This is a genomic window from Protofrankia sp. BMG5.30, assembly GCF_001983005.1.
Taxonomy (GTDB): Bacteria; Actinomycetota; Actinomycetes; order Frankiales; family Frankiaceae; genus Protofrankia; species Protofrankia coriariae.
On the sequence record NZ_MOME01000025.1, the window covers coordinates 84,231 to 97,092 of the forward strand.

Annotated in this window: 6 protein-coding genes; 3 read left to right on the forward strand and 3 right to left on the reverse strand. The window is 71.5% G+C overall.

Features of this window, described 5'->3' with window-relative positions:
• Positions 1–24 precede the first annotated feature (24 nt).
• Complete coding sequence (locus tag BL254_RS15300) at positions 25–3,648, reverse strand: EAL domain-containing protein (RefSeq protein WP_175648384.1); 3,624 nt, start codon at positions 3,646–3,648, stop codon at positions 25–27.
• An 826-nt stretch (positions 3,649–4,474) separates the two neighbouring features.
• Entirely contained in the window at positions 4,475–7,267 is a 2,793-nt protein-coding gene (polA, locus tag BL254_RS15305) for a DNA polymerase I (protein ID WP_076843705.1), read from the reverse strand.
• A gap of 325 nt (positions 7,268–7,592) precedes the next feature.
• Between polA and BL254_RS15310 the strand changes: the two genes are divergently transcribed.
• The gene (locus BL254_RS15310; RefSeq protein WP_371390707.1) at positions 7,593–8,147 is read left to right on the forward strand and encodes a PaaI family thioesterase; all 555 of its coding nucleotides are present in this window, start codon (positions 7,593–7,595) and stop codon (positions 8,145–8,147) included.
• A 678-nt stretch (positions 8,148–8,825) separates the two neighbouring features.
• Here BL254_RS15310 and BL254_RS15315 read toward each other — a convergent pair.
• Positions 8,826–9,989 (reverse strand): branched-chain amino acid ABC transporter substrate-binding protein, encoded by a 1,164-nt coding sequence (locus BL254_RS15315; RefSeq protein WP_083731119.1) that lies wholly within the window; start codon positions 9,987–9,989, stop codon positions 8,826–8,828.
• An 811-nt stretch (positions 9,990–10,800) separates the two neighbouring features.
• Here BL254_RS15315 and BL254_RS15320 point away from each other — a divergent pair.
• Both BL254_RS15320 and BL254_RS15325 read left to right on the forward strand, forming a co-directional pair.
• Entirely contained in the window at positions 10,801–11,664 is an 864-nt protein-coding gene (locus BL254_RS15320) for a 3-hydroxybutyryl-CoA dehydrogenase (RefSeq protein WP_076843708.1), read from the forward strand.
• 21 nt (positions 11,665–11,685) lie between these two features.
• A complete protein-coding gene (locus tag BL254_RS15325) occupies positions 11,686–12,846 on the forward strand; it encodes an acyl-CoA dehydrogenase family protein (protein ID WP_047224793.1) in 1,161 nt (386 codons plus the stop codon).
• Positions 12,847–12,862: the final 16 nt, after the last annotated feature.

The window sequence follows — 12,862 nt, forward strand, 5'->3', positions numbered from 1 at the left end:
CGGGGCCCGGTCAGGCGGGACCGCTCAGGCCCACACGCCGGCGCGGTCGTGGCCGGCGTCCCCATACCCGGCGCCGTTGTGGCCCGCGCCGTTCTGGCCGGCACCGTTCTGGCCGGCACCGTTGTAGGGCATGCTGCCCGCCCGGCCCGTCATCGCGCTGGTGGCGTGCAGGGCGTCGCGCAGCGACCCCTCGGCGTCGTGCAGCGCGGCGCTGGGCGGCTGATCAGGCCGGGTGGTCGCGACCCCGACCGCGAACGGTGCTGCCGCGGCGATGTCCCCGCTGGAACGCAGTCGGGTGAGCAGGGTGTCCGGCTCGACGTTGCTGTCCGCGGGCAGGGCCGCCACGAACCGGTTGTGCGACCAGCGGGCGAGCTCGACCCCGGCGCCGGCCGCCGCCCGCAGCCCGGCGGCGAAGTGCCGCAGGACGTACTCGTCGGCGCGGACGAAAGCCTCCCCCTGCCGGTGGTCCGGCACCCCGAAGAGGCACACGGCGGTTCCCGCCGGCAGGCCCTGCAGGACGGTCAGGAAACGGTCCCGGCTGGTCAGGCCGGTATCCGGGTCGACGCCGATCTCCCGGACCCGGACCTGCGCCGTACGCAGACGCGCCAGGGTGTGGCCGGCCTGCCCGCCGAGCAGGGTGACCGCGCGCAGCCCCGCCTGGTCGACCCGGGTGCGCGTCGCCGCCCAGCATGCCGCGACCAGGCCGATCAGGCCGCCCTCACCGGGGATCGGCACCAGCAGCGCCGAGGCGATGCGGGGCCGACGGACGACCTGGTGCGGGAACGGCCGTGACGTCGACACGTCCGGGAAGAAGACCGGTGCCCGGGTGCGCAGCACGGTACCGATACCGGTCTCGTCACTTTCCGTGAAGCGAGCCCCGGGAGAAAGCATGGTGTCCTCGTCCGGTCTCGTGGCGGACGCGGCCACGTGGAACACCGTCGAGCCGGGGATGTCCGCGAGCAGCAGGCTGACCGCGTCCGCGTCGAGCAGGCTGCGGGAGACCTCGGCGACCAGCGACACCGCCGGGTCGAGATGGTCCGGGTACCAGAACCGGTCGAGCGCGCCCAGCGCGGTGGTGACCTGGTCGACCATGCACACGGCCCGCCGGGCCGCCAGCAGGTGCGCGCTCTGCCGCCCCAACGCGGCCAGCGACTCCTTCTGCCCGGGGGTGAGAGCGCGCGCGACGCGGTCGAGCACCGCGACATGGCCGATCACCGTGTGGTCCGGAGTGCGGATCGGCGCCGCCGCGTAGAACCGGAACGGGCTGCTCGGGCCGAGCGCGGCCAGCCTCGCGAACCGGGGGTCGCCGGCGATGTCGGGGATCTCCACCACGGCGGACCCCTCCGGTGCGTCCAGGTCCAAGAGGGCCTCCCTGGGCAGTTCGGTGGCGGTCGATCCGTAGCACGCCCGGCGCCACTGCCGGTCGGCGCCCCGGAAGGCGACGAACGCCACGGGCGTGGCGCACAGGCGGGCGGCCAGCGTCGCGATCTCGTCGAACGCGTCGTCCCGGTCGGGCTCGAGGAGCTTGTGGCCGGGTGGGGCCCCGCGTCGGGCCGGTTCGTCCGCCGGTGTCAGGGCGGCGAGCGGTTCGGTGTCGCCCGGCCCCGGCCCGGGCCCGCCGCCGGCTCGCGGCCCGCGGGCGGGCGCCAGCCCGCAGGAAGCTCCCGAAGCCTCCTCGGGTACCAGCCCGCCGGCGGTGGCCAACGCGGCGGCCACCGGCTCGGCAGCTGCCGGTCCGCCGCCGGCTGCCGGCGCGCTGTCAGACGCCGCGGCTCCCGGTTCCGTACCACCGGGGCGCGCGGCGCCGCCGGGCCGCGGCCCGGCGGCGCCCACGGGGGCCGGAGACACCTCGCCGGCGCCGGCGCGCAGCACCGTCAGCAGGTGCGCGGAGGGCGGCAGCGGGGACGAGATCGCGTCGCCCTGCAGCAGATCGCAGCCCAGCTCCATCAGCATCCGCATGGCCCGGTCGTCCTCGACGCCCTCCCCGACGACACGCAGCCCCAGCCGGTGGCCGAGCTCCAGGACCGAGCGCACGATCGCGGCGTCGGGCAGGCTGCCGTGGGCGTCGGAGACGAACCCCTTGTCGATCTTCACTTCGTCGAACGGCAGGGTCTTGAGGATCTCCATCGAGCTGTAGCCGGTGCCGAAGTCGTCCAGCGACAGCTTGATCCCGCGGGTGCGCAGCTCCCGGAGCATGGCGGCGGCCCGCGCCGGCTGCGTGACCAGCGCGCTCTCAGTGATCTCAAGGGTCAGGACGTCGGCGGGCAGGCCGTGCCGGCCCAGCGTCTCCGACACCAGGTCGGGTAGGTTGTCGCGGACGAGCATGCGCGCCGAGAGGTTCACCGACACCGGGATGTGCTCGCCGGCGCGGGCCCAGTCCGCGCACTGGCGCAGGGCCTCGTCCAGCACCCACTCGGTGAGATCGATGATCAGAGTTGACCGTTCCGCCATCGGCAGGAACGCGCCGGGTGCCAGCAGCCCCCGGCTCGGATGCGCCCAGCGCAGCAGCGCCTCCACCCCGGCGATCCGGCCGGTCTGGCAGGACAGCAGTGGCTGGTAGTGCAGCACCAGCTCGCCGCCGGTGATCGCGGCGCGCAGCTGCGCGTGCAGGGCGAGCTCCCACGGGCGTACCCCGCCCATGCCCGCGTCCCAGACGCCGACCCGTTCGCTCTCGCGGCCGGCCGCGTGCAGTGCCGCGTCCGCGGCCGGCAGCAGCGTGCCAAGGGTCGTGCCGTGCATCGGAGCGGCCGCCACGCCCGCGCTGGCCTCCACCTCCACGTCGACCCCGTCGATGCGGAACGGGCCGCGCAGCTGCCTGATCACCGTACGGCCGATCGCGCGCAGGTGCTCGTGGGCGGCGGCGGGCTCGTCGGACAGCTCAAGCCCACACAGGACGACGGCGAACTCGTCACCGCCGAGACGCCCGACCAGGGCGGGATCCGTCGCCACGTTACGCAGCTGCCTCGCCACCACCTGGAGTAACCGGTCTCCGGCGGGGTGACCGAGGGCGTCGTTGACYTCGCGGAACCGGTTGATGTCGAGGAGCACCAGGACGGCGTACCGTCCGGTGGCGACCGCCTGGGCGATCGCCGGCTGGGCGACGTGGGCTAGACCGGCCCGGTTCGCCAGGCCCGTCAGCAGGTCGCGGACGACCAGCAGGTGGTTCCAGCGGCCGACCCAGAACGTCACCAGGGTGGTGGCGACGATCGTGACAATGGCCATCACCGCCGCCGCCCCACCGGCGTACAGATCGCCCTTGAGCGCAACTCCCAGCACAGCGCCGGCGCTGACGACCAGTGCGTGCAGGAGCGCGACCCGCAGGCGGCTGACCATCGCGGCGTAGGCGGCGATCCAGAAGTACCAGAGCAGGTAGAGGTCGCTGTCCCGGCCGGAGTCGCTGCCGCCCAGCGCGATCGTGACGGCCAGCACCGAGGAGAACACCAGCAGCCGGTGCGCTCCCGGCCGGATCCGGGTCAGCAGCACGGCCGCGAGCAGATTGGCCGTGCTGATCGCCACCGCCAGCCACGTGGCGAGCCGGTCCTGCCCCGGCGAGCCGGGCAGCAGGGCCAACGCCGTGAACGCGACGATGCCCACCGCGGAAAGAACGATCAGAAAAAGCCGCCGGTCCGTGAAGAACGAGAGGCTCACTGCGATCGGTCCTCCTGCCATCGGGTGCGCGGTGCCACGGCCGGGCGCGGCACCATCCGGTGCGACGCTGTCCGGGCTGTCCGGTGTGACACCGTCCGGTGTGACGCTGTCCGGTGTGGCATCGCGCCCGGGGACACCGTCCCGCGGGGTACCGCGCCCCGGCGGCCATGGTGTGTTCGGTCGTATCGGCATGGTCCGGGACAATCGGGCGTGACAACGCGGACGGCTTCGTTCCGCGGCCACCAGCGCACTACGGACAGCGACACAATGCCTTTCCGCCGGGCCTCGGCATCGCTGCCGGACCTCGGTCTTTCCGCGGGGCCTCGCCGGGCTGACGAAACCCGTCGGCCCACGGCTGGGAGCAGCCCGCCCACTGCGACACAGCTACCCGGGTCAGCCACCCAGACGCGAGAAAATCAACTCGGCGGGATACGGATGGGAACGGACCGGACATTTAGTTGACGTTCATGTCACGACACGGGAACGATGCCGTTTCTCCACCGTAACCCGAATCCGGCGGTGCACGCCCACTACGGTGGAATCTGGTGGCATCACGCCCGCAACGGCCGCCCGTCCAGGCCCGTGAGCAGGGCGAACGCTCACTTTTCGCACAAGATGCCCTACAGATTTCGCGCAACAGTTCCTACGGACTCCGCTCACACGAGACCTGCGCACAGGACTCTGCGCACACGGCTGTGGCGAACAGCGGCAGAACGGACGGCGACAGCCCAAAAACAGATGATAAAAGAACAAAACGACGGCAACGGAACAGGTGGCAGCAGGACGGACAGCGACAGAAAGCAACAAAAATGGTCGCCAGAAGGTGTCAGTGTGCCGCGTCGTCCCACGTACGGCCGGAACCGACGCTGACCTCGAGAGGAACCGACATCTGGTAGGCCCCACCCATCTCGGTCCGCACCAGCGCCTCGACATCGGCGCGCTCGCCCGGGGCGATCTCCAGGACGAGCTCGTCGTGCACCTGCAGCAGCAGTCGCGACCGCGCCCCGTGTTCCCGTAGTTTCCGGTCGACACCGAGCATTGCGATCTTGATGATGTCGGCCGCGGACCCCTGGATGGGGGCGTTGAGCGCCATCCGCTCGGCCATCTGCCGTCGCTGTGTGTTGTCACTGGTCAGATCGGGAAGGTAGCGGCGGCGGCCGAGGATGGTCTCGGTGTAGCCGTCCGCGCGGGCCCGTTCGACCACGCCGCGCAGGAAGTCACGCACCCCGCCGAAGCGGGCGAAGTACGCCTCCATCTGCTCGCGGGCCTCCTCCGGATGGATGCCGAGCTGGCCGGCGAGCCCGAACGCCGACAGCCCGTAGGCCAGCCCGTAGGACATGGCCTTGATCCGGCGGCGCAGCTCCGGGTCGACCTCGTCCACCGGGATGCCGAACGCCTGGGCGGCGACGAACGTGTGCAGGTCCTCACCTGAGGCGAACGCCCCGATCAGCCCCTCGTCACCGGAGAGGTGCGCCATGATGCGCATCTCGATCTGGGAGTAGTCGGCCGTGAGCAGGGACTCGTAGCCCGCGCCGACGACGAACGCCCGGCGGATCTGACGGCCTTCGGCGGTGCGCACCGGGATGTTCTGCAGGTTGGGGTCGGCCGAGGACAGCCGGCCGGTCGCCGCGATCATCTGGTTGAACGTCGTGTGGACGCGGCCGGCGTCGTCGATCATCGGGATGAGCGAGTCCACCACCGTGCGCAGCCGGGCGACGTCCCGGTGGCGCAGGAGCACGGCCAGCAGCGGATGGTCGGCCTGGGTGGAAAGCCAGGCCAGCGCGTCCGCGTCGGTGGTGTAGCCGGTCTTGATCTTCTTGGTCTTCGGCAGGCCCAGCTCGTCGAAGAGGATCACCTGCAGCTGCTTGGGCGAGCTGAGGTTGAACGGCCGGCCGACGATCTCGTGGGCCTGCGCGGCCACCTCGGTCACCTGCGCGCCGTAGTGCTTCTGGAGGTCGAGCAGATGGTCGGTGTCGGCCGCGATCCCGGCCCGTTCCATCCCGGCGAGCACCGTGACCAACGGGAGCTCGACGTCGCGCAGCAGCGCGGTGGCGCCGCGGCGGGCCAGGTCGGCGTCGAGGGCGTCGGCGAGCTCCAGCGTCGCGCGGGCCCGCACGACGTCCGCGGCGGCCGCGTCCGCCTCGTCCGACCCGTCGATGGTCAGCTGCCCCGTCTCGGACGTCTCCGGGCGCAGGTCGCGTCGCAGGTAGCGCAGGACGAGGTCGGCGAGGTCGAAGGTGCGCTGGCCGGGCAGGGCCAGGTAGGCGGCGAGCGCGGTGTCGCTGGTGACGCCGGCGAGAGAGAAGCCGCGGGCGGCGAGCGCGAGGATGGGCCCCTTGACGTCGTGGACGGCCTTGGGCCGGCTGTCGTCGGCCAGCCAGGCGGCCAGCGCCGCGTCGTCGTCCGCGGTGAGCGCGACGGGGTCGATCCAGGCACCGGCGCCGTCGGCGGTGGCGAGCGCGAGACCGGTCACGCTGCCGGTGCCCCGGCCCCAGCTGCCCCGGACGTACACGCCGAGACGTTGCCCGCCGCCGGTGTGCGTGGCCAGCCAGCCGGCCACCTCCCCCGGCGCGAGCGCCTGCGCGGTCACCTCGAAGCCGGCGTCGGCCTCGGGCTCGACCGTGCCCAGCGCCGCGTACAGCCGCTCCCGCAGCACCCGGAACTGCAGGGTGTCGAAGAGCTGGTGGACGGCCTCCCTGTCCCACGGCCGGAGTTGGAGGTCGGTGGGGGTGACCGCCAGCGGCACGTCACGGGCCAGYTCGGTCAGCGAGCGGTTACGGATCACGTTGGCCAGGTGTGCGCGCAGCGACGCGCCCGCCTTCCCACCGACCTCGTCGGCCCGGTCCACCAGCGCGGCCAGCGACCCGAACTGCTGGATCCACTTGGTGGCGGTCTTCTCCCCCACCCCGGGCACCGACGGCAGGTTGTCCGACGGGTCCCCGCGCAGCGCGGCGAAGTCCGGGTACTGCGTCGGGGTGAGGCCGTACTTCGCCTCGACCTCGGCGGGGGTGAACCTGGTCATGTCGCTGATGCCACGCCGGGTCATCAGGACCGTCACCCRCTCGTCGACGAGCTGCAGCGCGTCCCGGTCGCCGGTGACGACGAGGACCTGCATGCCCAGGGCCGCGCCCTGGGTGGCGAGCGTGGCGATGACGTCGTCGGCCTCGTACCCGGCGGCGGTGACCCCGGGGACGGCCAGGGAGTCGCACACCTGGTGGATGAGGCTGACCTGCCCGACGAAGTCCGCGGGCGTCTCGGCCCGTCCCGCCTTGTACTCGGCGTACTGGGTGTGCCGGAAGGTCGGCGTCGGCAGGTCCCAGGCCACCGCGACGTGGGTGGGCCGCTCGTCCCGCAGCACGTTGATCAACATTGAGGTGAAGCCGTAGACGGCGTTGGTCGGCTGCCCCGTCGTGGTGGAGAAGTTCTCCACCGGCAGCGCGAAGAACGCCCGGTAGGCCAGGGAGTGGCCGTCGAGGAGGAGCAGCCGCGGTTCACCTGCCGCGGCCCCCGCCGCCGGCGCCGCGCCGGCGGCGGGCCGGGCGGACGCCGCGCGCGACGGCCGGCCGGCGGCAGCCTTGCCGACGGTGGGCTTGCCGGAAGTCGTGGTCGTGGCGGGCACGCGGCAATTCTATGGAGAAGGTCCGACAGTCCAGCGGCAGGGAACGCGACACCGCCGGCCCGGCGCCCGGGGCGGGCTCGGCCCGCGGCAGGTCCGGCCCGCGCAGGCCCGACTCCAGCACCGATGGCCGGCACCGGCCCCTCCCCCGCCGCGGCACGGCGCCCGGTGCGCCGCCGTCACGGTTCGCCGGCCCGCCGGCCGGCCCCGCGGTATGCCGGTATGTGGGTGTTGAGATATGTAGGTTTTTGATATGACAGATTCGCAGACTTCACGGAGCGCCCCGCCATCAGGGATCGCGCCGGGCCCGTCGGCCTTATCACACACGGTGACGGCTCCCGACCGCGGCTCCGCTGACTCCACCCGCCACGGTCCGGCCGACGGCAGCGCCGATGACCACGTCATCGTCGCCGACCCTTCCGACCGGGTGGCCGTGCTGGAGGCGGTCAATGCCCGGCGCGGTGAGCTCGCCGAGCGCATGGGCCTCACGATCGTCGAGGCGAGCGCCGAGCGCGTGGTCGCGACCATGCCCGTGGCGGGCAACCGACAGCCGTACGGGCTGCTGCACGGCGGCGCCTCGGTGGTGCTGGCCGAGACGATCGGGTCGATCGGCGCCATGCTGAACGCCGGTCCCACCAGGGCGGCGGTCGGTATCGAGATCAACGCCACCCATCACCGGGCGGCGTCGTCCGGGACGGTCACCGGCGTCGCGACCCGGGCACATGCCAGCCGGGCGCTGGCCACCTTCGACATCCGGATCACCGATGACTCCGGGCGCCTGGTGTGCACGTCCCGCCTGACCTGCATGCTGCGCGACCGGATACCGGCCGGTGGCAGCGTCCCGGCATCGACCGGCAACGGTGACAGCGGCCGGAGACAGTAACGCCGAAGGCAGTAACGCCGAAGACAGTGGCACCGGAGACAGCGGARCCGGAGACGGTGCCCAGGCGCGTGTGTCGGCCGCCACGTGACACAAGAGCGACAGGAAGGCCCGGCGGTGGGCTGCGCGCCGGCCGGCGGACGGGAACGAGACACCACCACAACGCCACAGAACCGCTGATCAGCGCGGGAAAACACAGTGCACAAACAACAGGCGGGGGCGCTCCGCCTGGCGAATTGACGCCGACGGCGGTTGGGTCCTAGCGTCCACTGGCAGTGGGACCCGGGATGGACGAGTAGATAACGTCCGCACACGGGGAAGGTGCGGACGGCGCCAAAGGCCGTCCCGGGTTTCACTCATTCATCTGCCGCTTATAACTGTTCGCTGGCTGTCCGCCAACCGGCACCCTGCGGATTCGAATAGTCGGCGCGGCGGGGCGGTGGCACCTGCCAGGCATGCGGTGCCGGCGGTCACGGTTGTGCGGATGTCCGCTTCCCCACGCCCCGTCCGCTGCCGACGGCCATCCCGCGGGGCCGCGCCGGTCCGGCCGCCCGGCGGTGGGTGGCCCGGCGCGGCGGGCGGCCCGGCGGCCTTCGCGCCGGCAGACGGCCGGGGCACGTGACCCGTCCGGCCCGGAGTTCGACCAGCGCCGCCGGCTCGGGGCCGATCAGCACCTTCGGCTCAGGGCCCGATCAGCGCCGCGGTGGTTCCGAGCAGGTTCCGCCGGCCGCTGCGGACCTGGTAGACGTACACGACGGTGTCGGCGATGTCACCGTTCGGAGCGAAGGCGACCCGCCTGGTGACGCCCTGGATGTCGACCGAGGCGAACGTCTGCGTCACCGCATCCCGGCCGGCCTCCGGCCCGAGCGCGCGCAGCGCCTCGACGACCGCGCTCGTCGCGTCGTACGCCTCCCCGGAGCAGGTGCCCGGTTTCACGCCGCCGGTGACCCGCTCGTAGTCCGCGACGAAGCCGGCGGCCCGCGGGTCGCCGACGGGGTCGCCGCACGGGCCGATCAGGTAGGCGCCCTCGGCGCTCGCCGCACCCGCCTCGGTGACGAACCGGTCGCCGGTCGCCCCGTCGCCACTCATGACGGCTCCGCTGAACCCTCCGGCGCGCAGCGCCCCGGTCAGCGGCGCGAATTCCTGGTGATAACCGGCGTAGAACACCGTGTCCGGATTCCCGGATATTATTTTCGCAGCCTCGACAGTGTAGTCCCTGGTGGGCCCGACGGTATCGTGCGTGACGGCCACCCCCTGGGTCCGCAACTCCTTCTCGAACGCGCCGGACAGTGCCGTGCCGTATGCGCTCCCGTCGTCCAGGGAGAACACCTTCCGGGATTTGAGCGCCTTCGCGACGTAATCGGCGGTGGCGGTGCCCTGGACGGTGTCGGAGGCGGCCATGCGGTAGAAGCTGACGAAGCCGAGCCCGGTCAGCCGCGGATCCGTCGCCGCCGGGCTCACCGACAGCAGACCGGCCTGGCTGTAGAGCGCTTCGCTCGCCCTGACGGCGTCCGAGGACAGCGGCCCGACCACGGCGATGACGTCCGGATTGTCGATGAGCGTCTGGGCGGCGCTGGGCGCCTGCCGGGCGCTGCCGGAGTCGTCGGCCGTCACCAGGCGGAGGGTGAACGGGAGCCGCCCGCTTCTGTTGGCCTGTTCGACCGCTGTCCGGGCGCCGTTGGCCGCGTCGAGGCCGAACTGCTGGTCGGCGCCGGACAGCGGCCCCTGGAAGCCAATGGCGTACTGGGCGCGCCGGCCGCCGGAGAGCCCTCCCCCGCACGCGCCGGCGGACAGCGCCACCGCGAGCACCCCAGCGGCGGCGGCCGTCACCGTCCGTATGGCCATGCTGTTCCGCTTCACCGCTGTCCCCTCACCACTGCTCCCCCGCCCGTTCCGGCCCGCCCGTTCCGGTAGGCCTCCCGGGCGCTTTCCGGCGGTTCCCGGGCGCGGCGCGGCAGCCGCTTGCGCGCCGCCGCTCTCTGCCGCCGACCGGCCCTGCCCGCGGCCGGCTGCCCCGGACGGACCACCGCGGATCCCGCCTGCCGGATGCCCCGCCTGCCGCCTCTGCCCCGCCCACTCGTCGAACCGTCCGTAACATAACCACTACAGCAAGTGCTCGAAAACTTGACGTACACACGCCACGGAAATTCATACCGATCACACGAAATCCCGCCGGATATCACCGGATTCCGCCATGTCGTGTCGCATAAATCTGAATACGGCAGGATTCCACCGAATTCCGCTGGACGCGGACGCCCACCGCCGGAGCCGGCCAGGAGACGGCACGGCCGACCGCCCCCGTCCGCCCTCGGCATCAGCGGCCGGCGGAGCCTGCCCACGAAGCGGCGTAACGGACAGTACTGTCCGGATGTCTCCGCGGCTCACCGTCCGCCTCCGGGATTACCTGTAAAGATCACCGGATGCCTCTGGCCGGAGCCGACCACCCGACCCAGAGTGATGGGTGGTGATGGGTACCGTATCGACGGCAGGAAGCTTGTACATCCGATAGACGGATGTCAAAATATCTCTCGCACGCGACGCTGAAGCTCTCATCCGCCGACAAAATCCGGAAAGATAGCGAGCCGGTGTGGGATCAGCGCCCATGGACCGATACGAGCAGTGACGGCCCACCGGGCCAGGACGAGGAGAACTGGACATGAGTGGGATCCRGCGGGTGGGGATTGTGGGTGCCGGGCTGATGGGGTCCGGCATCGCCGAGGTCAGCGCCCGGGCAGGACTGGACGTTGTGGTGACCGAGGTGAACCAGCTCGCGCTTGAGACGGGAGCGCGGCGGATCGAGAAGTCGTTCGAGCGCGCGGTCCGGGGCCAGAAGCTGAGCGAGCAGGAGCGTGACGCTGCGCTGAGCCGGCTGCGCTACACCACCAACCTGGACGAGTTCGCCGACCGGGACCTGGTGGTCGAGGCCATCGCGGAGAACGAGCAGGCCAAGCTGGAGGTGTTCACGGCGCTGGACAAGGTGGTGGCCGCGCCCGACGCGATTCTGGCGTCGAACACCTCGTCAATTCCGATCATGAAGCTGGGTATGGCCACGACCCGGCCCGCGTACGTAGTGGGCCTGCACTTCTTCAACCCGGTACCGGTGCTGAAGCTGGTGGAGCTGATCCCGTCGCTGCTGACCTCCGAGGAGACCCTGGCGGCCGCGACGGACTTCGCCACCGGGACGCTGGGCAAAACGGTGATTCGTTCGCAGGACAGGGCGGGCTTCGTGGTCAACGCACTGTYGATCCCGTACCTGCTGTCGGCGATCCGGATGATGGAGTCGGGCTTCGCGTCGGTGGAGGACATCGACAACGGCATGGTGCACGGGTGCTCCCATCCGATGGGTCCGCTGCGGCTGGCGGATCTGATCGGCCTGGACACCRTGAAGGCGGTGGCGGAGTCGATGTACGAGGAGTTCAAGGAGCCTCTTTACACCGCCCCGCCCCTACTGCTACGGATGGTCGACGCGGGGCTGCTGGGCAAGAAGTCCAACCGTGGCTTCTACGACTATCAAAGTTGATCTTCTGGAAAGGAGTCGGGGATGAGCCAGGGCTTCGGGCTTTACCAGCTCGGTGAGGAACACGACGCGCTGCGCGCGGCCGTACGCGCACTGGCGGAGAAGGAGATCGCACCGTACGCGGCGGAGGTGGACGAAGCCGAACGGTTTCCAGCGGAGGCCCGCGACGCCCTGGTGAAGGCGGATTTCCACGCGGTGCACATCCCGGAGTCCTACGGCGGCCAGGGCGCGGACGCGGTGTCGGCGTGCATCGTGATCGAGGAGGTCGCGCGGGTGTGCGCGTCCTCGTCGCTGATCCCGGCGGTGAACAAGCTGGGCTCGCAGCCGATCATCCTGTCCGCCGACGAGGAGCTCAAGCGGACGGTGCTGAGCGAGATCGCGGCCGGCGCCGGGATCTCGTACGCCCTCTCCGAACGGGAGGCGGGCTCGGACACCGCGTCGATGCGCACCCGCGCCCAGCTGGACGGGGACCACTGGGTGCTCAACGGCACGAAGGCCTGGATCACCAACGCCGGGGAGTCGACCTGGTACACGGTGATGGCGGTGAGCAACCCGAACGCGGACAAGCCCTCGCGGGGTATCTCGGCGTTCGTGGTGCACCGGGACGACCCGGGCTTCTCGGTGGGCCACAAGGAGCGGAAGCTGGGGATCAAGGGGTCGCCGACCCGGGAGATCCATTTCGAGAACTGCACGATCCCGGCGAACCGGATCATCGGCGAGCCGGGAACCGGCCTGAAGACGGCRCTGGCCACCCTGGACCACACCCGTCCGACGATCGCGGCGCAGGCGCTGGGGATCGCGCAGGGCGCGCTGGACGCGGCCGTGGACTACGTGCGCGAACGCCGGCAGTTCGGGCAGCGCATCGGGGACTTCCAGGGCATCCAGTTCATCCTGGCCGAGCTGGCGCTGAAGATTGAGGCCGCGCGGCATCTGGTGTACGCCTCGGCGGCGACCAGCGAGCGCGGTGGGCCGGAGGCGGGCTTCCGCTCCGCGGCGGCCAAGACGTTCGCCTCGGACGTGGCGATGTCGGTGACCGTCGACGTCGTGCAGCTGTTCGGTGGTGCCGGGTACACCCGGGACTTCCCGGTGGAACGGATGCTGCGCGACGCCAAGATCACTCAGATCTACGAGGGCACCAACCAGATCCTGCGCATAGTCATAGCCCGCCACCTGCTCCGAGGCTGACCCCCCGGCGCCGGCA